Raw genomic sequence first — 24,429 nt, forward strand, 5'->3', positions numbered from 1 at the left:
CGTACAAGTGACGAAGGCTCGTAATGGGGCTGGAGCGAAGGGATCGGATCAGGTGGGCTGGCCATCGTTGCAACTGGCAACAGGAGGACGGCGGTAAACCAGCCAAGCAAACCGTTCAACATCGACAAAAGAAAGGTGTACGAAGCGTATCTGCAGGTGCGATCTAATGGTGGCGCAGCCGGTGTCGACGGAGTGACGATTGAGGAATTTGAATCCGACTTGAAGAGTAACCTCTACAAGATTTGGAATCGAATGAGCTCAGGCGCCTACTTCCCGCCACCTGTTTGTGCCGTCTCCATTCCGAAGAAGAGCGGAGGCCACGCACGGTTGATCTGCAGACGGAGAGCTCGGCGTTATCGCCCAGCAACCAATGATCGATGCTGAGCACAGCGTGCCCTTGTCCTTGGAAGGGAGGTCGAAGAGGACTCTTGATCTGAGACTCACTGATTTTGAGGCTGATCTTCACTTGGCCACAGGCGCCGCAACAACATCCCGATCAGAGGAAACTTCGCAATCTGGCAAGTTCCGTGATGTGATCGGCTGACAAGACGTCCGGTATGAGCGGAGGCTGTGGCGCGGTGTGGATTTGGTAAAGATGACGTGTGGCCTCACGCTTGGTCATAAACTCTCGTATGCAGTCGTCCAGTGTGCCTTCCGCCGACAGATATGTACTTTTGTCTGCACGACGCTCATTTTTTATGGAGGGCCATTTGCGAAGCATCGCGGGCGCATCGTGTCGTTCGCGTCCGTCATCTCTGTACTCGATCCTTCAACGCGGCGCTCTGTCCACGGAATAGCCGGGAAGTAGCCTCATTGCCTCACGAGGCCCCATCACACTGCCACTCCGAAGCCGCGTCGAATTCTTCGCAAACGGCACAAAGCGGGCGTCCTGGACTGATCAGCGTTCGCTCGCAGGCAGCAACCCCGCTAACGCCTTGGCTTCCGATTTGAGAGCATCGATTGCCGCCTTGCGCGCACCGGCATTGAAGCGAGTCCTGATCGCCGACACTGAAAGGGCGCCCCTCAGTTCGCCGTGTACGTCGATCAACGGCACGGCCGCCGCGGCGACCTCCGGGTCCCGCTCTCCGATCGAAACATAAAAGCCTCGGTCGCGGATTTTCTTCCCTTCGGCGTTCGCTGGCTCGCGGAATACAGTGAGAATTCGCCCGGCGGCTCCGCGATCAATGGGCAATCGCTGACCTTCTTCGAGATGATGTCGAACTGAACGTGGAGAATTGACGCGGTAAAGACAGATACGTTCGTCCTTGTCTGCAACATAAAAGGATGCAGTTTCCCCAGTTGCCTCGACCAGTCGACGAAGCGATGGCCGGATGATTTGGCCAAGATCAAGGCCGCGCTGATAAAGCACCCCAAGGCGCCACAACTCCGGTCCTGGTCGAAACAACCGGTCCGCGCCGCGGACGAGAAAGCCGTCAGCCTCCAACGAAGAGGCCAGTCGCAGCACTGTGCTCTTGTAAAGGTCCGCCGTCTCCGCGATCTGCGTCAGTGTCATCGCAGTACGCTCCGCGTTGAAACTTTTCAGGATTGCGAGCGCTCTGCTGACCGCGTCAACTCCTGTCTTGCTCATTTCTGCTCCGGTTCTGCACTATAGAACAACTATCAGAGCTAGGGGGTGAACCCTATTTCAGAAGCATTGAGGCGGTTCTGCAAGCCAGAATAGTTTGACTCTTCTTCTAACTAAGAGTATCGGTTTTGCACGTAACGGAAGTTCTGAGACGCGAAACAATGGAAGGGGTAGCCAAGGCTGGCCGTGACTTGCGCGAGGTGATGATCCGCTGAGACTGATTGGTGGCTCGGCGCATGGCGTCGGGGGTGTATGATCACCTGATCCAGATGCACGCAGGGGAACGAGATCTCGTTCGTCTTCCTGCCGCACCACATACTCGGCGTTCTTCTCGGGGTGCGCAGCGATCTTGCCGCCATATGCCAATATGAAGAGCGGCTCCGACCTAGACGGCCCGAAGCTCGGCATCACGGCTCCTGGTTCCTGGACGGGCAGAATGGCGCGCCATTGCATCAAGATGCCGGGATTGGGACCGCGCGACGTCAACATCATCGCGGTCGGGAGCGATGCGCCGGACGTGGTGGCACTCGACCCCAAAAAAGTCGACGCGCTGGTCTATTTCGATCGCATTGCGACCCTGCTCTCGAGGAAGATTGGGGCCAATTCGCTGTTCGATGCGCGCACCGTCGAAGGCGCCAAGACTGCCTTTGGCGGGATCCGTCTAGCGCCTGTCGCTACCTGCCGCAATCTTCATCGACAAAAATCCCGAAACCGCGCAGCGCTTGGTCAATGCCCTGCTGAAGAGCCACCGCTGGGTCAACTCTGTATCAACGGAGCAGTTCGTGGCGCAGTCCCGGCACAGTACGAAACTGATCGCGAGGTGAACATCGAGATCCTGAAAGCGTCCAAGGCGCCGTTTTCCCGGGCCAGCCTAATGGACGCCCAACCGCCCAAGGTACCCCCGGCTGTGTTGAGCGGTTTCTACCCAGGATCACCGCGGCAAGCAAAACCTTCACCGATCGCCTCGCTGGCGTGCGGCCCAGCGGTTGAACTAACAACGGCGGGCGCCGAAGATACCACAAAGTAAGGCTTCGTCATGTCCCTGCCGCTCACCGGCATCCGTGTCCTCGACCTGTCAAACGTATTGGCAGGCCCATTCTGCGGCTACCATCTCTCGCGCCTCGGCGCGGAGGTTATCAAGGTCGAAAACCCCAATGGAGGCGATCTCGCGCGGCGCCTTGGCGCCGATCCGGAAAGGGCAGAGCGCCTTCAGGGCCTCTCCTTCGTCAGCGTCAACGCCGGTAAGCAGTCGGTGGCGCTCAATCTGAAGTCTGAAGCGGGAAGCGAAGCGTTTGTCGGGCTGGTGTCCGAGGCCGACGTCCTTGTCGAAAACTTCCGGCCAAAGGTCATGGAGCGGCTTGGTCTCGGTTTCGACGCGTTGTCCAGGCGCAACCCGCGCCTCATCTATTGTGCAATCTCAGGCTTTGGGCAAAACGGTCCTTGGTCCGCCCGCCCGGCCTACGACCAGATCGTCCAGGGCCTTTCCGGCGCGATGAGTGTTACCGGTGATGCAGCCACGGCTCCGCTGCGGACTGGCTTCCCGATCTCCGATACCATCGCCGGGCTAACGGCCGCCTTTGCTATCGCCGCGGCGCTCGTCGAGCAGCAGCGAACGGGCAGGGGCCGCTTCATCGACGTGTCGCTGCTCGAGGCGACCATCGCGGCTATGGGATGGGTGGTTTCCAATCACCTGAATGGCGGAGTCGAGCCGCGGCCGATGGGGAACGAAAATTTCACGGCCGCACCCTCCGGCACGTTCTGCACCGCGACCGGACCGCTGAATATCGCCGCCAACGAGCAGAAGCAGTACCGGACACTTTGCGATCTGATCGGCCGGCCGGATTTGAAGACGGATCCGCGCTTCGCGAAGCGGGAAGCACGTAAACTGAACCGCGGAGCGCTTAACGATGAGCTGAACGTGGCGTTGAGCTGCAGGTCTGCGGAGGAATGGGAGGCGCTGTTGAATGCCGCCGGCGTCCCTGCCGGCTGTGTGCTGACCGTCCCGCAAGTTTTGCGTGAGCGGCAGGTGCTGGAGCGCGGATTTGTCGAGACGCTGCCGCTCGATAGGGCTGGCGAACCGCCATTACGCATTACGCGCCCTGGTTTTCGGCTGGATGAGGCGTTTCCTGCCCCCGCGCTCCCCCCGTCGCTCGGTGCGGACACGGAGCGATGGCTGGCTCGACTCGGTTATACAGATCCGGAAATTGAGCACCTTATCGCAAGCGGTGCCGCCGGAACGTCATGTCAAGGAGGAGCTCATTTTCCGCGGGTCCGCCCGGCAACAGATGGAGCAGCGTGACGACCAGGCAGTTGCGCGCAAGCAAACCACTGCCGGGCATAGGCTAACGGGATTGGAAAACAGGGATGAGCGAAACGGAGCTGCGAGAGCAGGCCGCCCATTGGTGGCGGAGCTCTATATGCGACATCGCCCCCGGGCGGATCGCCTATCGCGGATACACGATCGAGGAATTGATTGGTCATATTTCGTTCCCCGCGATGATCTGGTTGATGCTGCGTGGCGAGCTACCCACACCGGCACAGGAGCGGCTCTTTGAGGCTGCCCTGGTTGCATCGGTGGATCATGGCCCACATGCACCTTCCATCGCCATCGCGCAGATGGCTGTGAGTTGCGGGCTGCCGCTCAATGGCGCGATGGCATCCGCAATCAACACGCTGGACGGTGTGCATGGCGGAGCGGGGGAGCAGGCGATCGAGCTCTATGACGAGGTCCTGCGACGCAGCGAGACCAAGGACCTCGATGAGGCTGCCGCGGAGGTGATCGACCATTTCACCGCCGCGCGCAGCAAATATCTGCCGGGCTTCGGTCACCGCTTTCATCCCGTCGACCCGCGCGCTGAACCGCTACTCGCGCTAGTCGATGCTGCGATCAGTGAAGGTGCCGTCAACGGTCGCTACGCCAGCGCTGCGCGCGCGATCGAGCGCGTTATGCGCGAGCGCAAAGGCAAGCTCATCCCGCTGAACATCGATGGAGCCACCGCAGTCATCTACGGGGAGCTGGCCTTTGCTGCACCCCTGGCCCGCGGCATTTTCTGCTTGTCACGGGCGGTAGGGATTCTGGCCCATGCATGGGAGCAGACCGGACGCAAGGACCGCAACAAAGGCCCGATGCCCAAGCAGTTCGCCTACAAATACGAGGGGCAGCCAAGGCGCAGCCTAAAGCAAGCGCCATGATGTACCATAAGGACTGCCGAGCTCATCGAAACGCGCGTCTTTTCGGCCACCGCCAATTGCGTCGGTTCGGATTGCGCGGACGTCAACCGTGGAGACAAGCCGGCTGACTGCTTCATCGAGGGCCGTGGTTCGAGGCGTAGGGAAATCTCTATCTAGTCAACATTTCCTTGGCCGCATCGTCAGGCTTGCACCCGGTGGCTCCTGGTCCTCGATCGTCAATAACGCTTGGCGGAATGGCCTGGCCGCATTCTCGCGTCCAACAACGTCTGGGGCGTGCCCCTGATGAAAGATGGTGCTGTAAGATCGGCAGGTTTAGTCATTCTTCGGAACGAGTGGTCCGGTCGTGCTGGCAATGGACGCCAGACGCTGTTCGTAACTCGTGCATAGCTGGGCCACGTCTTCGTCCTGGCATCGGATGGCGAGTGCATCGCTCCTCAGTCCTGCGCTCGCTCGACGTGTTCTGAGCCTGCCCATGACGGGCAGGCTCTCTCGACCTTTTTCGCCGCTGTTACTGTGCGGTGATCTGCGCCAGGATAAGCGCGGCAATGGTGAGTTGAGCGATCGACGGCGCCAGATTGCCCCTTGAGACCTTGCCCCGCAGATAGTTGCTGAACTTGCCACCCTCCATATAGACATCCTGCAACCATTCCCGATACGCGCCGAGCGCGGCGAGAGGGTAGCACAAGGATTCTTGCGGATTCGACTTCGATTGCGGATGGCTGGCGAGGTAGTGGTGAGGATATTTTCCACGCTCGCCGTTCGTCGCCGCCAAGTCGTCGTCGCAGCAGTCTTTCGACCAATGCTGTCCGATCGAGATATCAACGACGTTCTTCTCCCGATATCGGCACTGGCCATGATCAGTTCGTAGATCACGGTGGGGGCCTCGTTGAAGACGTGCAAGAAACCCTTTGGCGCGGACTGAAAATTGAGCACGATGCGCTCATGCCATTTGTCGAACTTCTTCGAGAAAGCGCTGACGCCGCTGATCCGGAAGACGCAGCCCTATGCCAAGCGCGTCGCGCACCAGGGGCATTTGGGTCGAGCCAAAGCTGCTGGCCGAAATCGAGTACCGCGCCAGATCGGCCAAAGGCAAGGTGCGACAGCCGGTCTTCAAAGGCTTGCGGGAGGACATGCAATGAGATGGTGCCCGCGCTGCGATAACTGCCGGTGGGTTTGCGAAATCATTCGGACCAGCCTACCCATGCGTGCACCTGCGGCGGCGCCGGTATGCCGTGCCCATTTTGCAATAAGAGCGGTGACGAGTCGTCGTCCCCGGCGCTGCCAAAAGGATTGTTAGCCGCGACGACGACGCGTCCTTAAGCGCAAAAAAAGCCCGGCGACCCATCAAGGACCGCGGGGCATTGTCGTTTTGTGATTGGGGGGTGCATTGCTTCACGGGCCACGGCCTCGTCAGCTTCTCGACAGCTTGCCCGAGTAGGCAGCTCAGCTGATCTGTAGACGTGAGGCTAGCGTGGACCCGCACAATTTTGACCCCTCCAATGTAGCAGCTTCGTCAGAGGTGCAGCACGCCCTCACGGAAGATCAGCAAGCGGACACGGCGGGGCAAGAAGCCTTTGAGCAGCAATTTGAAGCGGCGCGCCTGGCCGATACGGCGATGCCCGACCGGGGGCCGCGCCGTAGCCCCCCTGCCAATGTGGCTAGCGACAGCCAGCAGCCCCGGACGAGTTGATGGGGGCACTTGCCAGGAGCAACCTCCTGCCAAGCGAGGAGGTCCTCATCAACGATGAGCATGACACAGCCGAGTTGAGACCAGCGAAGAGGCCGAGGACCCTAAACAATCCGCAAAGCGTTGCCATTGAGCGGCAGCTGAGCGAGATCGCTAATTCAGGTGGAGGTGGTGGAGCAATGCCGGCCGCCTCGGCGCTGCAGCCGGCTCCGTCAACGGGGATTGTGATAGGGTGGGACAGGCGGCCTCTTTATTCCGAGGATGCTCCCATTATCTTGGGGCTTGAGGGGGCCCTCATCAAGGGGGGGATGAACGAAGGCTGGGCCAAGCAGTATGTAGGTTATCTTCGTAGCTTTAGCCGTTGGCTCTTCGCAAAAAACAAGCCGAGCATTGTTGCTCGGCTCGAGAGTAAGTCGCTGAGCGGTGATGTGTCCGAGTTCACCGGAAGGGGTAATCCCAAGAACCTCCTTAAGGCAATAGACCATCTCCGGACCTTCCGGTCGACAGGCGTGCCGATCGTACACCGCCGCGCAAAGCGCAATCCTCACCCCCAGAACGCGGCCCTCATCAATCCTGAAGACGCGGTACTGATCGAGCCGAGGCGCGTCGACCAGGCCGCTGCGCAGCACAGCGCGTGGCAGGAAGCCGGCAGTCGGCCCGAGGGGATTCGGGGACTGCAGGATGATCAACCCGCCCCGTCGGTTTTCGTCCAAGAGCACGTCGCGTTCGACCCAGAGCGGGGGAGCTTCGGCGAGTGCTCGATCATCTGGATGATCAATCTATGCCTTCTCCAGAGGGGCTTCTCCGACTGGAACAGGAGCTTCGCCAGGACATTCAGGGAGGCAGAATAATCAACCCGCTCCATCATTTTCCGTCGGTCCAGATTTCGATCCAGAACAGTTCACTTTTGAACCGGGGAGCTTCGGCGACTACTGGATGATGAACCGGCGCAGTTGGGAGTGGCATCTAGCTCAGGCCCGGCAGATCAGTAGGCTTAGCCGGGCCCGCTGCTGAATCTATCAATGTACTTCCCCCTGGACTTCCAGCACCGCCCCCAATGGGCGTCGGAAGACTTCATGCAAGGGATGAGCTTGCACAACCTGCTGCCGAGCGCGTCTCAGCCGGCGACAAAATCCCTCTCGGCGGCGTGAACTACACGGCCACATTGGAGGAGCATCAGATTTTTCTGCGCCCAACATGAATAGCGGATTGTCGCACGGCAAAGAGGATGTAAGCTCTCGGCTTTGAGCCCGGGGAATGGCCTCCCAACCGGCTTTCTCCCATAGGTACGTAGAGCCGTTGGGAACGTAGTGGTACCGGCGCAGTTCGAGAGCGGCAGGTGCAGGTATTTCGTGATGAGGGAAGCGAGGAAGCCCGCTCGGCAATCGCAAGCATCATCCACCGCACGCCGCGCGCTCGCATCAGAAGATCATGCATCGCGTTGACCTTGATTTGCACGTTGGAGAGCTGCGCGGTGACGTGCTCCAATTTCGTTTGCAGACGAATGACGCGGTCGCGGGTACCCGTGGGTCATTTCTCGATCGCCTTGATTGCGGCGACCGCGGCGACAGCCGTCGACACTCCGATGAAGAACGAGGTGAAGATCGCCTGCTCGGTCTTGTCCCAAGTGGATTGCCCGTCGATGCCGGGCTTGCCGATGCTCGGGCGCCCCAAGAGCCGAGCCTGTGATGGATCAGTTCCGGCGCGAGGACGATCATCATCATCAGGACGGGTCGGCCCCCGAGTCTTCTTTCTGACAAATCTGCGCAATCGGGTTGTCCGCGTTCCGAAGGGGCGCTACCCGCGATGGTGCGTCTGCGCGCCGAAAGATCATCCGCAGTGGGCCGGCTCCTTCCTGATGAGCGGCTCCGTCATCACGGTTATCGCCCGCATCGCTCCATCCGAAAGGAGCACGGCCGTGATTGAAGCCATCCTCGGCGTGCTGACGTCGATCCTGTCGGCGCTGTTCAACTGGCTGAACGCCCGGGTCGACGCGGACAAGAAAAGGTACTGGATGTTCGATATAGCGAATGCGCCGCCGACCGCTTGTCGCAAATTTTGCCAAGAGCAAAGTTCGAGAAGGTGTTTACCTACAAGGGCGATTTCATTTGGACGTGGTGCGTCAGCAGACGCCGTTTCCGTGGGATCGTCTCATCAAGGCGGTCAATCGGCCGTGGTGGACAGGATCTCACCATGCTGAGCAGACGAGCGTCTCGGTGCCTGCGGTCCGGTGAGAACGGGGCCGGAAGACGCTGGGGCGGACAGCGTCCTCTCCGTTCCCGCGCTCTCTAAGCCCCTTACAGCAACGAGAGCTGCATCTGCGGCTCTCCTTTGCGCCTCTGACGATAGCACCTGCTGATCACTTGACTTTTTCGGATCTGTGCCCCGGCGCGACCGTGGGCACGCGCGCGCCGGGGCCTTGCTCCCTCTTAGCCAACCTGGGGGTATAGGGGGTTGCGGTAGATCAGCGAGAGGTCGCACGATCAGAAAGCACAGCGGCAAGGCTGACGTCAGCGCACATTCGTGCTCCTACACAAGGAACTTTGGCCCGAGCAGCGAGAGCTGGATATCGACGTGATGCCCCCGCCGCTTGAGAAAGCCCTCCAACGACGGCGGTACGTCGCCACGATCGTCGATTTTGAGATAGACGAATGAAGTGCGCCTACGTTCGTCCGCTTCGCGCGCCCGACGGTTGATGGTCTGGCCAGGTCGGTACGAAAACTCGGCGGAGAATGCCTACCGGCGCAAACGGATTGGCGCGGGCGCACGACCTCATGCGGGTCCCGGCTGCGGCTGATCAAACGAACTGGGGAAGGCCGGGAACGGAATTGAAGACCTCGTCCACGAGTTCGTCGCCGGCATGTTCGTCGGCGAACGCGATCGTCTCGTTGACGAGGCCGGCGATCTTTCCTAGGCTGAGACCCTCATTCATCAATTGCTGGCCGAAACCGGTGACGCCGGCTCCGCCGAGGACGCTGCCGCCCTCTGAGTCTTCACCATCATGCTTCGTCACTGATTCCGAAGCGCCGGAAATGGACTCGATCATACGCCCCACGGGGCCGTCGGCTCCCTCGCGTTGCAGGAAACCAGCATCATGGCAACGGCCTTCTCTGCGAGAGCCGGGTCGACGCCGACATCGGTGGCGATGCGCGAGACGAATTCTTCTATGCAGGGTTTCTCGCTTGAGGGCGTGTGGTCAGTTATCGCATCCATAGCACGATAGCTGCGAGAGTGACGACTGGGCGGTAATTCGGGCAGTTTTTTCGTGGGTTGCTACGCGTCGGAACTGTTTGAGCTTACCGAAGCAGCACTCCACCAGATGTAGTTGTTCATAGAGAGTCTGCCGGGTTTGTAACCCTCGGCGGTCACGACGATCAAGATCGGCATATCTACCCCTTAGAATGCATTTGTGGGACCGATCCATCGTGTGATTGTCGTCCATCAAAGCATTGATTTACGGATAATGAGAATGGCGAATACTTGAGCTTGGTCGAGGTCAGATAATTGGCGATCTTTGTCCTGTCTGCGACAAAGAGGTGGAGAGGGAATATCAGCAGAGGCTCGTGTCCGTTCTGATCGGCATGTACGTCACAAGTCTCGCGTGGCTCATACCGCGCCGTCTGTAGACAAACCTTGGTATAGGTTTTGCAACCGGTTCTATATCGCCTGTTTACCTCTGTAGAGTTGAGCCACCCGTTGAGTCGTGTGTACTTTCGACGTCGAAGCTGGACCATTTGACAATCGGGGGGTCGCGAAACCTTAAGCTCACTTGATAGGCTGTTGCGTGCCATTGAGGCGCGAGGGACGAAGTTGAATGGAAACACGTGAGCCCACTTTCGCCTTGGAGATCCATCAGCACATTGTTTCGTTCCTGCAGAAGTCAGATCCAGTGATTTTGGACATTGGCTGCTACGACGGCGTTGACTCGTTACGTTTTCTTCGGCTTTGCCCAGAGGGCTGAGCCCTGCTGCTTCCAGCTGCCCCCGGGCGATTGCTCGCTTTAGAGAAAAACATTGGTGCCTATCTTGAGAAGGTGCCTCTAATCAACATCGCGATCAGCGATCAAAATGGCAGGGCCGAATTTCATGCAAGCGACGGAGATGGAGAAGCTCAGGAACATGAGCCTTTAGATCACCATACGAAGACCGTTGATTGACATTCGAAAAAAATAGACTGGCACGTCTGGCTGAGTGGTCGTAGTTAGATAGTGGGAAACACAGCACGGCTTCCGTTATACAACTGAAGTCTGTAATGGGAGCAACTGGCGAACCTTTGCACTTGACCGCTGCCACTATGAAGGCAGCTGGAGGTGCTAAGGGAGTGATCTGAATCTGCCGCAAGCCTGATGACCAATGTTGGTCTGGTCCCGCTGACGCGTGATCCGACGCTCTTCGGAGTTGGAAAGTTGAATGCCCGCCTTTGATGCCGCTTTGTTTTTTCTGGCCGCAACGACGTTTTTTGCGGCCTTTGTAAATGGAGCCATCGGCTACGGCTTTTCGTCACTCACTGTACCCCTTGCGCTGGTTTTCTACACCAATCGCATTCTCAACCCCGCCATCGTCATCATCGAGGTCTTCGTCAACGTCTACGTCCTCTCCATCAATCTGAAGGGCGTGCCGGCGGTTTGGAAACGCATATTTCCCATCTTGCTCGGGCTCTTGCCGGGCATTGCGATCGGCGGCTATGCACTGGCCTCGCTGCAGCCGGGCTGGATCAAATTCGCCACCTACACGATCATTCTGCCCCTGATCCTGCTGCAAGCCGCCGGTTGGCGCCGCCGGATCGAGGCAAGCTGGCTAATCGGCCTGCCATTCGGGTCGATGCTGGGCGTCCTCTACTCGGTGACGACCATCTCAGGCCCGCCTTTGGCGATGCTGTTCAACAATCAGGGCCTCGTCAAAAACGAATTTCGCGCCGGACTAGCCCTGGTTCGTGTGGCGGAATCGAGCGTAACCGCCTTCATCTATTATAAGCTCGGCCTGTTCATTTCAGAAAGCGGCAGCCTGCTTTATGTCTTTATTCCTAGCGTCGTGCTCGGCATTCCGCTGGGATCTTATGTTATCCGCCGGCTTGATCCGGAGATCTTCCGCCGCATCTGCATGAGTTTTGATGCCTGGGTCGTGGGCTTCGGCCTGTCACGGGTGCTAATCGAGCTCGCCCTGATGCAGAGCCCGTGGGCCTATGGCGTGATGGCGGCAACGATCCTGATCGATCTTTACCTGCTATACACGTTCTTCACGGCACATAACGGCGGCCCTGGGCGACCTCAGAGACAAGCGCGGCGCGCCGAGCGCGAGGTTAGAGCGAGCTCAAGTTGAATGGATCTGGTGTTCTGTCCGCATAACAGAAATGCACACGATCAAACGGGCTGGCGTTCCGTTCAAAGGATCCGGGCGCGCCGCCGCGGCCCGCTCGATGATCTCGGCGACCAAACGGGCTGATGTTGATCGGCTGCCGTCTGCAACTGTCGATTTAGCGAGTCCGCTCCTGGACCTGACTCAATCCACAAGCCGTCCGAATGCATAGGTGTATTCGAGTGCCATGCGGCGTGCATGTTCAGTGAGATTGGCGGCGGCGCTGTGCCCCCATCGATATTCTCATAGTAGAAATAGGGCTGGCCCAGCGCAGTGAGCCTGGCGGCTGCCTTGCGGCCATGCGCCGGATGCACGCGGTCGTCCTTGGTGGACGTGAGGATGAAGGGGACCGGGTAGGTCTTGCCCGGGACCAGCTTCTGATAGGGCGAGTAGGCCTCGAGCCACTCGCGCTGCTCGGGAATGGCGGGATCGCCATATTCGCCGGTCCAGGAGGCGCCGGCGCCCAGCTTGGTGAACCGAAGCATGTCGAACAGCGGCACCTGCACGATCGCCGCGTTGAAGGGGTCGGGTCGCTGGGTGATTGCGGTCCCCACCAGCAGGCCTCCCTGGCTGCCGCCGACCACGCCGAGCCGGCGCGGAGAGGTGACGTTCCGGCGGATCAGGTCCTCTGCAACGGCGATGAAATCATCCCATGTCCGCTGCTTCGTTGCCGCCTGGGCAGCCTCGTGCCATAGCGGCCCGAACTCGCCGCCCCCGCGCAGGTTCGCGACGACATATGCATTGCCCTGCTCGAGCCAGAGCCTCCCCATAACCCCCGCATAGGACGGCAGGAGCGGCTTCTGAAACCCGCCATAGCCATGGAGAAGGGTTGGGGTCGACCCATCAAACCTCGCATTCCGGGGCCGCACCAGAAAGTAGGGAATCCGGGTGCCGTCGCGCGAAGTTGCCTCGAACTGCTCCACGATATGCTGGGACGCGTCGAACTGCGGAGGTGCCATCTTCAGTGGCTCGAGGCGTTGGCTTGCGGCGTCGAAGTAGTAGAGCGACGTCGGCCTGAGGAAGTTGGAGACGGCGAACATCACCTCCTCCGTTTCATCGGAAGCGGCTTGCAGGCTCACGCTCGCATTCTCCGGGAGCGGGATCGGGGTGGCCCGCCGGGTCCCCTGATCGTACTTGTAGACGAACGCCTTGCCCTGAACATTGTCGAGGATCGTCAGATCAACAGGCTCCTGGTGGCCGCGAAGCCGCCGAGCGCCTGCCGAGCCGCTGGTTGGAAGACCAGTGACGGCCTGGCGCTGAGCGGATCCTGTTTCCATTCGTCCAGGTCATACGAGATCATCGAGCCGGCCGCGAAGCGACTGTCGCCGGATGGCGCCCAGTCTTCGTTGAGCGTCACAAGCAGGCGGCCACTGGCGATGCCGCCGATGTTCGCCTTCTTTGGCAGGTTGAGCTTGATCGGCCCCTTGGGCCCGAAAAGCACATACTCCTGCTCGAACCTGCTGATGGCGCGCATGGCCCCGGTCGCATGGACCTTGCCTTCACTGTCCCGCAGCACGAATGGCACCGTACTGGCATCGGTCGGTTCGCCGCGGAAAACCTCGCGCGCTTGAACGAGCGGCTGAGCGCGCTTGAGCTCTTTCACGACGAAAGGGTAGCCGGCCTTCGTCATGGTCCCTTGGCCCCAATCTCGTGCGATGAGGATCGTGTCCCCGTCGACCCAGCTGACGTTCTGCTTTCCCTCCGGAAGGTCGAAGCCGGTCGTGACGAAGGCTTTGGCGTTCCGGTCGAACTCGCGCACGAACGCCGCGTCCTTGCCGTCTGATAGTTTGGCCAGGCACAGGCGCCCTTCAGGGGGCAGGCAGCTGCCGCCTCGAAAAACCCAGTTCTTCCCCTACCATTACAGTTGTAATTTTTTCTTGAGATGGGCTTTGCGCGCAGTTGCCTGATGAGCCCTGCGCCAGAACGACCATGCGAGGACGCGGGCATGCGGGATGCGCCGCTGGGCGAGCTTCATGGCGATGCGGCGGATTTGCTGGATCGACCGGCGGATCGTGTATGGAACGGCCCGCGGGCGCAAGAGCTTTCTCAGTCGACTTCACACATGGGAGCGGTGCCGTCATGTATACGGCCTGTAAAGCGCGGCGCATGACCGCTGGCCTCGATGAAGTCCGCGACACAAGGGGCTAATCAATCAGACGCGCTTGAAGCGCATTGTCGCGCCAGCCTCACTCATGCCGGGATTTCGTCCCGTGGGTTCATCGCCTGTTATTGCGCCTTGCCCTCTGCCGGCCTGCGCCGGTCAGATCTCTTTGACAGCTGCTGTATGCATCAAGCGGCAGCCGTAGTCGTCGCCAGCGTCTCCGGACACCGGTAAATCCCGCCCTTGTTCAAGAGCGCCCAAGCAATTCGCGCTGTCTTGTTGGCCAGCGCGACCGCTGCCACCTTGTACGGACGTCTGGCGAGCAGCGCCCTCAACCACGGCCGCGCCCGATCGGCCTTCCGGGCAATTCGCAGGACGGATGTCGCCCCAAGAACGAGGAGGCTCCGAAGTTCGGGGTTTCCTATCTTCGAGATGCGTCCCATCCGCTCCTTGCCCCCACTCGAATGCTGTCGTGGCGTCAGTGCCAGCCAGGCAGCAAAGTGACGAGCGGATTTGAAGCCGCCGGGATCTGGCACCAGCGCCTTGATGGTCGCCGCTGTAATGGCTCCAATGCCGGGGATCGTAGTCAGTCGGCGCATGTCCTTGTCGGTCTTTGCCGCAGCAACAATGGCTCGCTCGAGCTTGTCAATCTGGTCCGCCTGGGCCTCGATCTGATCGGCAACTGCCGTCAGGGCGACGCGCGCTGCCGCAGGCAAGCGGACATCTGCTACGTCCCGTACGATTGCAACCAACGCCTCGACCTTTGTCCGGCCAGCGGCGGCAATGATGCCCAACTCGGCGAGATGCGAGCGTAGGGCGTTGATAGTCTGCGTTTGCTGTTTCACCAGAAGTGCGCGACTCTTCAGGACCATCATTGCGGCTTGTTGCTCAGCCGTTTTGATCGGAACGAAGCGCATGGTCTTGCGAGTCACGGCCTCGCTGATGGCCTCGGCATCCGCCGCATCCGTCTTGCCGCGCTTCACGAAGGGTTTGACATAAGCCGGCGGAATCAGCCGCACTTGATGACCGAAAGTTGCAATCTCGCGCGCCCAATAATGGGCGCTGCCGCAGGCTTCCATCCCCACCAGGCATGGTGGCAGCTTCTCAAAGAAACGCAGAACTTCGCTGCGCCGTAGTCTCCGGTTCAACACCGGCGAGCCATCGCCACCCGCGCCGTGAACTTGAAAAATGTGCTTCGCCAAATCCAACCCGATGGTGCTAATCTGTTTCATGGAACGGTTCCTCCTTGTGGCGTTCGAATAACGACCACGTTTTAGCACGATGATGCTGTCGGAGCGGGCCGTTCCACCACATCAATCAGGATGAGAGCGCGTTAAATCCGGACGTCGCTTGACAACCGGACAGCTTGATGCCGGCTGTAAGGATATCGGGGACGTTAGCTCCGAAATCGCCTGTCGGGCTCCTTCGACGGCTCCCAAAACAGCCGTAGCGCCGGCTTCAGTTCCTCATGTGAGACACCATGATGCTCTGCGAACACGCCGATTGCGGACCTTCAATCGGCGAGTCGCATTTCAACCAGCTGCGCGCGCCCTGTTCAGTTGAAGCCGACATCGGCCCCTAGTCGGTCCTGTAAGGCCCGCCGATCGATGACGAGGTTGTTGAGGTTCAGGTCCGGCTGCCGTGTTGCCGCCAATCGCCTGACCAGCTCCCGGGTGCCGTCCAGGACAAAGACGCCGCAATCATAGCCGTTGCTCTGCTGTCTTATGGGGGCGTGTTGCGGGGTGGCGCGGAGCCGTCGTGCTAGCATCACTGCGAACCCGGTATTGGGTCCCGGCAGATAAGAGTCGTAATGATAGGCAACCGGATTTTCGCGATCACGTTGATCAACCAGCAGCAGCGACCAGTGACTGCCGCGCTCCTCTATCGCCGCGCCGGCATTGTTTACCGGCAGGAACAGGAAGTCGGCTGTATGATGGCTAAGCCACCCCAATGCCTGTTGCGCGACCTCGTTGGAGTCTGACCGCAACATTTGGGCTATCAGGGGATCCACGAACCGCGTCCGGGCGGCGAGATCCGGATTGCTTTCCTGCAACTGCTGCGTCAGGAGCTCATAGTCCCGCTGGATATGCTCGTCACCCAGCCACTGGATGGGGCCCAGCACGCGTCCGCTGCGGTCGCCGGAAGAGGCACCGGTAACCGAAGTGCCGATCTGGGCAGCCGGGGCGAGGGAGGGGCGGGGATGATGGACGAATTGCGCATCGCGGTCTCCTCGCGGCCCCAATGTGATCGAGTAGGTCTCACCGTTGATGGAGACCTGCCTTGGGCCGCTGAACTGGGTCGGCAGGACCCCATTGTTATCCAGGACATCGAGCAGTGAATCCGAGACCGGCCGGGAGCCATGCTGCCAATTCTTGCCGACGAGATGTCCTATATCCTCGAGCTCCTCAAGCACGCCTGATGGCCCGACGTAGAACGCGGGTCTACCCGCAGGGCTGATCACCGGCGCTGACTGGGCGTCGTCACGCATCTCTTGGGGTGTGGACGGCAGACCAGTGAAAGAATCGAGATCGCGATAGACGTCTGAGGACCAAGCCGGCTCGCCCCTCGGCGTTGGAAAGTCGAAGTAGGACGGCGGTTGCACGGACCAGCTTGAGCTCGACCCAGCCGGCTCCTGCAAGCCGGCCTGCCCAAACGGGCCTACCATCGGCGGCCACTCACTTTCGGACGGCGGCGTCGGCAAATCTCGCATCCAGGACCAGGTTGAGTTCGAGCCAGCCGGTTCCTGCAAGTCGGCCTGCCCAAACGGGCCTACCGTTTGCTGAGGAAGGGATACACCCAACGCTTTGTTTGCCTCGACGAGTTGTAGGTAGTTCCGAAGCATCGTCAAATCTTTTTCATGCACCTTTGCCGAAGCTTTGGTCCTCCTGAAATTCTTAACATCTTCGTCCAACGCGTGCTGCTGCCCAGTCCCCCTGAGTCGGCCAACTATGCTGCTCCTATCCTCCCTTCGGAGCCAGTCACTGAAACCCCGAAGGCGGCTAGCCGTTTCGTGAAAAGGCTGCCTCTGCTCGGAAGTCGAGTCTCCAAGGTTACGCAGGGCTTGAACGAACATATTCTCGATGACGCCGGCGTCTTCGGGATGGGGGCTTAGGAGGCGGGGTCCCATGAGACGCGGGCCGGGCCCGATCTGTTGGATGTTTTCTTCCCCCGACCCAAGCCTCCGGAGATTCGTCAGCGACGAATGAAGACGGTTTTCAGGGTCGTTACCTTGCGCTTTGTACTCATCGATATCGTCCGCCAGCGCCTCATCTCGAAAGCGGGGAGCCAATGGCTCCTTGTTGTTTTCACGGAGCCAGTTGGCGAATTTTTTTAAATGTACCAGATTGCGCTCAATCGTGGGTTCGTGAGCCCCGGCCTGCATGGCTGCTGCCTTGAACCTCTCCATGAGCGCCGTGTCTTCGGTAGGAGGGCCAGCCAAGCGCTGTTGTGGGTGAAGATTGAAATTTGCGGGGCGTCCCTCGGCTTTCGCGATGTGGAACTCCTGAAGCGCTGTCAACGCCGGATGGACATCTTTTTTGCCACCCTCCTCCACATAGCGTGTCGCAAGTCGTGTCAACTCATCAGGACGGTCAAGCAAGCTGGACAGCGTCAAGGTCTTGGCTCGAAGCCAGGTGTGGAATTTATACAGATTTCCCGCCCACCGACTAACAGTAGTGCGGCCGCCGCCGGCGGATTTGCCCGCCTCTTTGAACTCGGAAATAAGCCTCTCGTCATCTGTGATCTCAGCTGGCGGGAGATCGGCGTGCCGGAGATTTTCCAACGCCTCAATGATTTGATCTTTGATGTTTTTGCTTCCAGCGGGGTCCACGTCCTGCGCATAGTCCCGCGCATCGTCCTCCAACCCATGCTGGTTCAGCCGGTCGGCAATTGAACCTCTCTGGTGCTCGTTAAGCCAGGCACTGAAGTTGCGTAAATGAGATGCATGCCTCTGAGCGGTGTTGAACGTGCTGCTGCCGACGGACGCCCTCATAATCCTGGAAATAAGCACCGTGTCTGACTCAAAGGGCTCAATCGCGCGGCGCCGCTTGGCGAAATCCATGCGAAGCTCTGAATGGACCACCACGTACGACGCCGCGCCCCCAGACGACTTCTCGCGACGACTCCCCCCAAAGACTTTGCCGACCGCTGACTTAACACGCGACCACAGTCCCCGGCTTTTGCTGTTCTTCGTCCGGGCCGCAGGCTGCGCTTCCGACAGCGCGGTGTAGCGAGTGCTGCTGAACAGCCTGTCACGCAAGTCAGACCGCGATGCCTCCGCAGCCGAGCCGCCGAGGTGAGCGCGAGGGAGGTCTACGCTGTAGTGCGTGCTGCTGAACCAGTTATCCCGCAGGTTGGAACGCGATGGCACCGAACCCCCGACATTAGCGCGCTGGGTTCTTCCATGCGCCTGTGCAGCGTGATTATCAGCCGAACTAGCATCAGACGAACTAGGGTCACCGGAGCTCTCATCAGAGGACCTGAGTTGTAGCTCGGCCAGCTGCTGCTCAAAGCCCGCCGGATGTTCAGACATGTTGTCCGACTGTTGTCTCGCCCGCTGCTGCTTTTGCAGGGCCGCGTACTCCTGCATCCAACCGTCCGTATTAAGCCATCCAATATCGTTCGTTTCCACACTAATCTCCCTAGATGAGATAAATCTTCATGGCCAACCCAAAGCTAAGCTCGGATGCACGGGCCGCAGAGCATCCAACCTGAGAGAGGCAAAGGTCAAAGTCGACAACCAGAACAAAGCCACCGAACGGCAATCGTCGCACGACCCGGTCCGAGCGCCTTCAGCCTTACTGGTCGCCGCCTTGTCGGACGCAAGGCCCGACCGACATCACGCGTCGGGTCAGCTTACCCTGAGTGCTTCTTCCACACGCCGTCCGTCAGTTATGTAACGCTTGCGATTTGCATTCCGAGCAAGCCAAGAGCCCCTTTGAAGGCTTTGCGTTGGCCCGCCGTCCACGTCTCATGCTAGGAACGTTAGCTGTTGAGAAGCTGACGAGCCTCAGACGGATCCACAACGAGCCAACGGGCGACCGCGTTGATTTTTGCCGGAAGCTGGGCCTCGTTGGGCCGCTGCGTGTTCCAGACGATGGTGATCACCAATTCCAGGCCATCGTGATCACTCATTGAACGAACCCGCTACGCGGGAGTGGGGAGGAGCCTGCTGAACTGAGGTGTCCTGTCTGAGAGGATGTTGGTCTTCGCACCACCCCTCTCAAGACAGGAGACCCAGATGGCTACGATGAGCCCTCTTCGCCAACGCATGATCGAGGACATGACGGTCCGCAATCTGTCGCCGTCGACTCAGCAATCCTATATCTATGCGATCGCAAAGTTTAGCCGACCGGACCGGCTGAGTTTCGAGCAGGTCCGGCCTATCAACTGCATCTCATCGGCCAAAAGCGTTCGTGGTCCCACATCAATCAGGTGGCCTGCGCGCTGCGGTTCTTCTACGGCGTCACACTCGGGCAGACGGAAGCATTCGAGCGGATCATCGGTGGCCAGAAGCCCGACAAGCTCCCGCTCGTCCTTGGTGCCGAAGAGATCGAGCGCTTCCTGGACGCGGTTACAGGGATGCGCAATCGCGTCGTGCTGGCGACGGCTTATGCAGCGGGCTTATTCACTGGCTTCGAGATCGGCCAGCTCGAGATAGGCCCAGTCGTGCCAGCGCGGACCTTTGGTCCCTCCGCCGGACGACAGGCGGCGCCAGGCCTTTTTGGGAAGGCTCCGCGCGATCGCGGCGGCGGTGCCGGCGACAGGCCGCTGCTTGCCCCAGGAGCGGAACACATGATTGGACGCAACACCCAGGACATAGCCTTTGCCCGCCTTGCGCAGCAGGGTTTCGATCTCTCCAGTGCCATACACGCTGTCCGCCGCCACGAACGAGAACGGCACGTTGGCCGTGGTCGCGCGAGTGATCATCTGACGCGCGATCTTGGGTTTCGTCGCAAAGCTCACATCGCTCGGTACATGCGCTGCCTTCAGGCGAGCGGAGTCGTCCGTCCATTCTTTTGGCAGGTAGAGCGCCCGGTCGATGAAGGCATGGCCATGCCGTGACACATAGGCGGCGAACACTCCGATCTGGCAATTGGTGATCTTGCCCGCCGAGCCAGTGTACTGGCGTGCGACCCCGCACGAGGCCTTGCCCTGTTTCAAAAAGCCGGTCTCATCGATGACCAGGACCGCGTCCTCATCGCCAAGCGTCTCCAGTGCGTACTCACGCACAATGTCGCGCAGCGCGTCGGCATCCCAATGCCCTCGGCCCAGAATCGCCTGCTGGCGCCACGGGCCTGGATCGCCAGCTGCCTCCGCCCGCATCCAACCCGTCTTGCGCGGCTCGTTACCCAACAGTCCGTCGAGAAACTGCCACGCCGAGGCCGCGACCCGCTCCTGCGTAAACAGCGGACGGATGCGTTCCTTGGCATCTCGCAACGAGGAAGCCCACAGCGTCAGCGTATCTTCAACCGACGCACCACCAATCATCAGATCCCGAATCATGGTCACCCATGGATTCAGAACCCTCAATCAATTGTTCGCGGTAGGGACGCTCATTGCTGAGCGCCCCCCGCACAGATCCGGACGGGCCCAATTAAGGCATCCGGCTCCTACCTTGGGTGTGTGACGGCGAAGCGCTGTTGGGGCCAGGGATGCAGGATACGGGGTTGAGGAAACCAATCATCTGCCAACTTCGTCATACGATCCCAAGTGAAGCCGTCTCGTTGGCTACGCCGCCGAAGCGTTCGTCGCCAGAGGTCGGTCACATAATAGCGGAAGGCTGAAAGCGCCCGTCCGTTTGCAGGAACCGCATAGTAGGCGAAGTGGCCGGTGATGACCTGTCTCAGCCATTTACCCTGGACGGGGATCGGTTGGTGCATTCGACGCCGCAGCTCTCCCTTGATGTCCTGAGGCTTCGTCCGCAGACGGTCGCGACGGGTCTTCCTTTGGAGCAGGAAGCTCCCCCGACGTGACTTACCGTAGATGTGGGTGAAGCCCAGAAACATGAACGTCTCCGGTTTGCCGAGCCCGCGTGCCTTGCGATTGGCCGCCGCATAGCGACCGAACTCAATCAGGCGGGTCTTGTCCGAATGGAGCGTCAGCGCGAATGCCTCAAACCGTTCACGCATCGCATCAAGGAAACGGCGAGCGTCGTCCTCATGCTCGAAGCCGGCCACCAGATCATCGGCGTAGCGCACGATAATCATATCGCCGTGAGCCTCTTGCCGTCGCCAGCGTTCGGCCCAAAGATCGAATGTGTAGTGCAGGTAAACGTTGGCGAGCAGCGGCGAAATCACCGATCCTTGCCCCGTGCCCCTGTCGTCCACGGTTACGACCTCGTCTTCGAGGATGCCCGCCTTCAGCCATTTACGGATCAGGCGGATGATGCGCTTGTCGCCGATGCGGTGCTCCAAAAACTGGACCAGCCAGTCTTGGCTCACACTTCCGAAGAAATTTTGCACGTCGGCGTCAACTATCCAGTTCACCTTCCGCGTGGTGATCGCTACCGCCAGGGCGTCCAGCGCATCGCTCCTCGGTGGACCCGAGCGTTCAGATCCTCAAGCCGAGGCTCCAGGTCTGTCTCGAAGTCCTGCCATGTCACACCGTCCACGCCGGGGCTGCTTTGCGCTTGAGCGCGTAGAACGCCAACCGGAGCGTGTCAGTGTTGATATGGTGGAGAGGCGCCGTGAACCGCTCTTTCTTCCCAAGCTTTGCCGCTTGCCGTACGCGGTCCAGCGCCTGGGTCACGCGAGCCCGGGTCTGCGTCCGGTGCGTGCTTTGCTGTCCCGCGTTCCTCCTGGTCCCAGCCCTTGGCTCCATCGCCTCTGCCACCGGAGCCCCGGCTTTATTCGGCGACTTCGTCGCTACTATGGCCGAGTCAGACTTCTCCTGATCGTTCATCGGCGGCTATGGCTCCTCGCCTTCCCACCGCGGACCAGGCTGCTCAGCGAGCATCTGGCCGACCAAGAGACCTCCCGGTTCCCGTACAAGAAGCTTCTGCACATGCCAGGGTCTGCGACCACGCCGAAACGACTGGGCGCTCGCGATATCGCACCCCTTCGTGTTGCCTTCCGCTCAGTTGACAGCGTCGGCTCTCGGGAAAACACTCTTTCGCGGCTTAATGGCTGGCCTGTGCGCTCCCCTGCCGACGCTTCGCCGACATCCTCGCGGATGCCTGCGCACGGCTCGCGGCCGATGTGGGTCGCTACTCCTTCATCGTCGTGGACTTCCACCACCTACTCCTTGCCGGTCTCCCGGCGCACCAACTGTAATGTTAGGGTTCAGACTCAATTGATCCAATAGGCGACGACTGCGGCGATGTGGACGGCAGCCAAGAAGTTTCTGGCGAGTTTGTCGTAACGAGTTGCGACACGCCGGAAATCCTTGAGCCGGCAGAAGCAACGCTCGATGACGTTGCGCCCTTTATAGGCGCGCATGCTGAAGTTGTGGAGGGTCACCCTGTTGGATTTGTTTGGAATGACGGGCTTCGCACCACGATTGACGATTTCGGCGCGAAAGCCGTCGCCGTCGTAGCCTTTGTCCCCAATGAGGGCAGACATTGGCGGCGCGAGGTCCAAAAGGGCCGGCGCTGCGGCAATATCTGCATCTTGGCCCGGAGTGAGATGAAATGCGCAAGGTTTGCAATCAGGGTCGCTCAGCGCGTGGATTTTCGTGGTCCGCCCGCCGCGCGAACGGCCAATCGCCTGTTCATGCTCCCCCCTTTCCGCCGCTCGCCGAGCGATGCGCCTTGATCGAGGTGGAGTCGATGGACAAAGTCACGCCGTCCTTGCCGCCGCGGGCGAGCGCTTCAAAGATCGCTTGCCAATGTCACAACCACCTTCTTGCCAATTCCGAGATGTTTTTCTATCGCTGCGATTCTCTCGAGTGCGTGGTCTATCCCCTTGCGGTAGCCGGAAATATTCTCGACTTCTCGTCGAAGATCATCGAGGTCGTGACGAAGCGTTCTCAATTCCGAGTGGATTTCACTAAGCTCGCGATCAATGCGGGTGAAGCCAGCGTCGACTTTCTTCTCCAGTCGACCGATCTCGTTACGAATCTCTGTTCGAATATCCTCACCTTCTTCTTTGATAAGTCGAGCAAGCTTGTCGAAATCGGACTCCTTCTTAGCCATCCTGGAAGTATAGCACGGGGCCGATTGTCATGATCCCTTAGTCGCTCGCCTGAACTGATCGAGGCTGGATGCGAATGAAGGCAGCCGCCGATAGGTGCCATCCGAGTAGCGTTGGTAGCTCTGCCAGACGTGCGGATCGGCATCGGGGTCTCCGAAGTGCACCAATCCATCAAAGGCCCAGCCGTCGTCGGGATTGACGCCAAACCACACATCGCAAAACCGATCGCCCCGATCATCGACAAGCTGCACGAGCCAATCCGTTTTACCATGCTGACAGCGTACCTCGACCAATCCGTTTTACCATGCTGACAGCGTACCTCGAATCTAAAGGCAGGTGCGTGGGAGAAGAGTTGCGGCATCAGTCGCTGGTTGAGCTCGCGCTCTAACCAGCGCTCGCGCGGTTCTCGCGCTTACGAATGAACGTCTCATATCCCTCCGGATTAACCTCCTTCAGGCGATCTAGCGCGCGCTCAGCTTCCAGATCGGCGGCCTTGCTATGACGCTGTTTGATCTCGTTTACTTTCGCTTCCATCCCTGCGAGCTGCCCCATTGCTGTTGTTACATCCTCGGATGCGATCTTGAGCTTCGCGCCTGGTGTCTCCTCGATGCCTACGAGCATCGCCCTAAGCTCTTTAACGGCATTGCAAAGAATGACCAGCTGTTCAGCTAAGCCAATCTCAGCACTTACGTCATTATCGACTTGCCGGTGAAAATTCGGTGCGATGTCCTGCACCACCGACCCGCTGAGTGGCGCGAAAAATGGAAAACTCAACCAAGAGAACCAATTAGGGTTTGACATAGAATCCTCTCGGCTATCTTGGTGTTCTTCCTCAGCATATTCCAGCAATTGGCGTGCCAATCGGCTTGGTTTCGACGATGGCGCAAAGTACAGATATCATTTCCATCGGGCATGCGAACCTAGCGCGGCCCGGATGTATACAATTCACCCTGAAATCACACGGATGTTGTAGGCTCTCGGTCATGGCAAACAGCATGATCGTCTCACAGAGAGTTCGCTGGGGTCCCGTTGATGGTCGCCCCGCAGGCATCCGCGTATAAGAGAACGAGGCTGAGGCTGACTTTATAGCGTGGCCTGACTTAGCAGTCTGCTGAAAAAGCCGTCGTCAGGGGCTGCGATTGATGATTCTATATCGATCATGGATCGTCGGGGGTTCGCATGCGGGGCGCTTTTTCGGATCAGGGCGGATTATTTTCGTACATTACGCCGGAGGCACGAGTTCCTGCGGACCATCCGCTCAGGAAGATCCGGCAGTTCGTCCGCGATGTGCTGACGGAGATGAATCGCGACTTGGGGAAGCTCTACGCGAGCGAAGGACGTCCCTCGACGCCTCCGGAGCAATTGCTGAGCGCGTTACT

At 59.6% G+C, this 24,429-nt stretch carries 19 protein-coding genes and 7 pseudogenes; 9 read left to right on the forward strand and 17 right to left on the reverse strand.

The window, feature by feature from the left end:
- Positions 1-63: 63 nt before the first annotated feature.
- Positions 64-318 (forward strand): annotated as a pseudogene (locus tag YY7_RS64025) (group II intron reverse transcriptase/maturase); the annotation flags it as partial.
- A gap of 580 nt (positions 319-898) precedes the next feature.
- Here the strand turns inward: YY7_RS64025 and YY7_RS55065 are convergent.
- The gene (locus YY7_RS55065) at positions 899-1,588 is read right to left on the reverse strand and encodes an IclR family transcriptional regulator (protein WP_035692612.1); all 690 of its coding nucleotides are present in this window, start codon (positions 1,586-1,588) and stop codon (positions 899-901) included.
- Between the two features lie 364 nt (positions 1,589-1,952).
- On the opposite strand from YY7_RS55065, the gene YY7_RS55070 reads away from it, so the two are divergent.
- The 3 genes from YY7_RS55070 (at position 1,953) to YY7_RS0144450 (ending at position 4,777) form a co-directional block, all read left to right on the forward strand.
- The gene (locus YY7_RS55070; RefSeq protein WP_051397267.1) at positions 1,953-2,612 is read left to right on the forward strand and encodes a hypothetical protein; all 660 of its coding nucleotides are present in this window, start codon (positions 1,953-1,955) and stop codon (positions 2,610-2,612) included.
- A gap of 9 nt (positions 2,613-2,621) precedes the next feature.
- The gene (locus tag YY7_RS0144445) at positions 2,622-3,884 is read left to right on the forward strand and encodes a CaiB/BaiF CoA transferase family protein (RefSeq protein WP_028168737.1); all 1,263 of its coding nucleotides are present in this window, start codon (positions 2,622-2,624) and stop codon (positions 3,882-3,884) included.
- 65 nt (positions 3,885-3,949) lie between these two features.
- Positions 3,950-4,777 (forward strand): citryl-CoA lyase, encoded by an 828-nt coding sequence (locus YY7_RS0144450; RefSeq protein WP_028168738.1) that lies wholly within the window; start codon positions 3,950-3,952, stop codon positions 4,775-4,777.
- Positions 4,778-5,285: 508 nt separating this feature from the next.
- Here YY7_RS0144450 and YY7_RS0144455 read toward each other — a convergent pair.
- Positions 5,286-5,549, reverse strand: a complete 264-nt coding sequence (locus YY7_RS0144455; protein WP_028168739.1) for a hypothetical protein — start codon at positions 5,547-5,549, stop codon at positions 5,286-5,288.
- A gap of 192 nt (positions 5,550-5,741) precedes the next feature.
- Here YY7_RS0144455 and YY7_RS59385 point away from each other — a divergent pair.
- Positions 5,742-5,916: pseudogene (locus tag YY7_RS59385) on the forward strand (DNA ligase); the annotation flags it as partial.
- Positions 5,917-6,466: 550 nt separating this feature from the next.
- Positions 6,467-7,315 carry a hypothetical protein gene (locus YY7_RS64030; RefSeq protein WP_245287643.1) on the forward strand — a complete coding sequence of 283 codons (849 nt, stop codon included), beginning with the start codon at positions 6,467-6,469 and terminating at the stop codon, positions 7,313-7,315.
- Between the two features lie 679 nt (positions 7,316-7,994).
- On the opposite strand, the gene YY7_RS61350 is transcribed toward YY7_RS64030, so the two are convergent.
- Positions 7,995-8,138 (reverse strand): hypothetical protein, encoded by a 144-nt coding sequence (locus YY7_RS61350; protein WP_155255601.1) that lies wholly within the window; start codon positions 8,136-8,138, stop codon positions 7,995-7,997.
- A 184-nt stretch (positions 8,139-8,322) separates the two neighbouring features.
- On the opposite strand from YY7_RS61350, the gene YY7_RS61355 reads away from it, so the two are divergent.
- Positions 8,323-8,664 (forward strand): hypothetical protein, encoded by a 342-nt coding sequence (locus YY7_RS61355; RefSeq protein WP_130229967.1) that lies wholly within the window; start codon positions 8,323-8,325, stop codon positions 8,662-8,664.
- 597 nt (positions 8,665-9,261) lie between these two features.
- On the opposite strand, the pseudogene YY7_RS55080 reads toward YY7_RS61355, so the two are convergent.
- Positions 9,262-9,632: pseudogene (locus YY7_RS55080) on the reverse strand (hypothetical protein).
- Positions 9,633-9,664: 32 nt separating this feature from the next.
- Positions 9,665-9,801: pseudogene (locus YY7_RS59390) on the reverse strand (IS5/IS1182 family transposase); the annotation flags it as partial.
- A gap of 1,072 nt (positions 9,802-10,873) precedes the next feature.
- Here YY7_RS59390 and YY7_RS0144510 point away from each other — a divergent pair.
- Complete coding sequence (locus YY7_RS0144510; RefSeq protein WP_028168742.1) at positions 10,874-11,782, forward strand: sulfite exporter TauE/SafE family protein; 909 nt, start codon at positions 10,874-10,876, stop codon at positions 11,780-11,782.
- A gap of 62 nt (positions 11,783-11,844) precedes the next feature.
- Here YY7_RS0144510 and YY7_RS55090 read toward each other — a convergent pair whose 3' ends face one another.
- The 12 genes and pseudogenes from YY7_RS55090 to YY7_RS0144565 form a co-directional block, all read right to left on the reverse strand.
- Positions 11,845-13,095, reverse strand: coding sequence for a prolyl oligopeptidase family serine peptidase (locus YY7_RS55090; protein ID WP_245287644.1), 1,251 nt, complete (start codon positions 13,093-13,095; stop codon positions 11,845-11,847).
- Positions 12,993-13,448: a hypothetical protein gene (locus tag YY7_RS64035; protein ID WP_245287645.1), complete on the reverse strand. Its 456-nt coding sequence runs from the start codon at positions 13,446-13,448 to the stop codon at positions 12,993-12,995. The genes YY7_RS55090 and YY7_RS64035 overlap by 103 nt, the downstream gene beginning before the upstream one ends.
- A 228-nt stretch (positions 13,449-13,676) precedes the next feature.
- Positions 13,677-13,856 carry a hypothetical protein gene (locus tag YY7_RS59395; RefSeq protein ID WP_080664125.1) on the reverse strand — a complete coding sequence of 60 codons (180 nt, stop codon included), beginning with the start codon at positions 13,854-13,856 and terminating at the stop codon, positions 13,677-13,679.
- A gap of 251 nt (positions 13,857-14,107) precedes the next feature.
- Positions 14,108-15,151 carry an IS110 family transposase gene (locus YY7_RS0144520; RefSeq protein WP_028168743.1) on the reverse strand — a complete coding sequence of 348 codons (1,044 nt, stop codon included), beginning with the start codon at positions 15,149-15,151 and terminating at the stop codon, positions 14,108-14,110.
- 323 nt (positions 15,152-15,474) lie between these two features.
- Positions 15,475-17,979, reverse strand: a complete 2,505-nt coding sequence (locus tag YY7_RS57205) for a Ulp1 family isopeptidase (RefSeq protein ID WP_245287646.1) — start codon at positions 17,977-17,979, stop codon at positions 15,475-15,477.
- Positions 17,980-18,902: 923 nt separating this feature from the next.
- Positions 18,903-19,052 (reverse strand): hypothetical protein, encoded by a 150-nt coding sequence (locus tag YY7_RS61360; protein WP_155255602.1) that lies wholly within the window; start codon positions 19,050-19,052, stop codon positions 18,903-18,905.
- Between the two features lie 492 nt (positions 19,053-19,544).
- Positions 19,545-20,423, reverse strand: a pseudogene (locus tag YY7_RS55100) (IS701 family transposase); the annotation flags it as partial.
- Positions 20,424-20,530: 107 nt separating this feature from the next.
- Positions 20,531-21,406 carry a reverse transcriptase domain-containing protein gene (locus YY7_RS57210; RefSeq protein ID WP_349642720.1) on the reverse strand — a complete coding sequence of 292 codons (876 nt, stop codon included), beginning with the start codon at positions 21,404-21,406 and terminating at the stop codon, positions 20,531-20,533.
- An 801-nt stretch (positions 21,407-22,207) separates the two neighbouring features.
- A pseudogene (locus YY7_RS59410) lies at positions 22,208-22,745 on the reverse strand (IS5 family transposase); the annotation flags it as partial.
- Positions 22,729-23,052, reverse strand: coding sequence for a hypothetical protein (locus YY7_RS59415; protein WP_080664126.1), 324 nt, complete (start codon positions 23,050-23,052; stop codon positions 22,729-22,731). The pseudogene YY7_RS59410 and the gene YY7_RS59415, both read right to left, overlap by 17 nt.
- 27 nt (positions 23,053-23,079) lie before the next feature.
- A complete protein-coding gene (locus tag YY7_RS0144560) occupies positions 23,080-23,301 on the reverse strand; it encodes a hypothetical protein (RefSeq protein ID WP_028168747.1) in 222 nt (73 codons plus the stop codon).
- A gap of 133 nt (positions 23,302-23,434) precedes the next feature.
- Positions 23,435-23,911 carry a hypothetical protein gene (locus YY7_RS0144565; protein ID WP_130231852.1) on the reverse strand — a complete coding sequence of 159 codons (477 nt, stop codon included), beginning with the start codon at positions 23,909-23,911 and terminating at the stop codon, positions 23,435-23,437.
- 318 nt (positions 23,912-24,229) lie between these two features.
- Between YY7_RS0144565 and YY7_RS62725 the strand changes: the two are divergent.
- Positions 24,230-24,429, forward strand: a pseudogene (locus YY7_RS62725) (IS5/IS1182 family transposase); the annotation flags it as partial.

Origin of the sequence: Bradyrhizobium elkanii WSM2783, assembly GCF_000472865.1 — a bacterium.
GTDB lineage: Bacteria > Pseudomonadota > Alphaproteobacteria > Rhizobiales > Xanthobacteraceae > Bradyrhizobium > Bradyrhizobium elkanii_A.

Coding starts and splice junctions, on each gene's coding strand:
- YY7_RS55065 (WP_035692612.1), bottom strand. CDS start 1,588: ATGAGCAAGACAGGAGTTGACGCGGTCAGCAGAGCGCTCGCAATCCTG.
- YY7_RS55070 (WP_051397267.1), top strand. CDS start 1,953: ATGAAGAGCGGCTCCGACCTAGACGGCCCGAAGCTCGGCATCACGGCT.
- YY7_RS0144445 (WP_028168737.1), top strand. CDS start 2,622: ATGTCCCTGCCGCTCACCGGCATCCGTGTCCTCGACCTGTCAAACGTA.
- YY7_RS0144450 (WP_028168738.1), top strand. CDS start 3,950: ATGAGCGAAACGGAGCTGCGAGAGCAGGCCGCCCATTGGTGGCGGAGC.
- YY7_RS64030 (WP_245287643.1), top strand. CDS start 6,467: ATGGGGGCACTTGCCAGGAGCAACCTCCTGCCAAGCGAGGAGGTCCTC.
- YY7_RS61355 (WP_130229967.1), top strand. CDS start 8,323: ATGAGCGGCTCCGTCATCACGGTTATCGCCCGCATCGCTCCATCCGAA.
- YY7_RS0144510 (WP_028168742.1), top strand. CDS start 10,874: ATGCCCGCCTTTGATGCCGCTTTGTTTTTTCTGGCCGCAACGACGTTT.
- YY7_RS55090 (WP_245287644.1), bottom strand. CDS start 13,095: ATGGAAACAGGATCCGCTCAGCGCCAGGCCGTCACTGGTCTTCCAACC.
- YY7_RS64035 (WP_245287645.1), bottom strand. CDS start 13,448: ATGACGAAGGCCGGCTACCCTTTCGTCGTGAAAGAGCTCAAGCGCGCT.
- YY7_RS0144520 (WP_028168743.1), bottom strand. CDS start 15,151: ATGAAACAGATTAGCACCATCGGGTTGGATTTGGCGAAGCACATTTTT.
- YY7_RS57205 (WP_245287646.1), bottom strand. CDS start 17,979: ATGGATTTCGCCAAGCGGCGCCGCGCGATTGAGCCCTTTGAGTCAGAC.
- YY7_RS61360 (WP_155255602.1), bottom strand. CDS start 19,052: ATGAGTGATCACGATGGCCTGGAATTGGTGATCACCATCGTCTGGAAC.
- YY7_RS59415 (WP_080664126.1), bottom strand. CDS start 23,052: ATGGCTAAGAAGGAGTCCGATTTCGACAAGCTTGCTCGACTTATCAAA.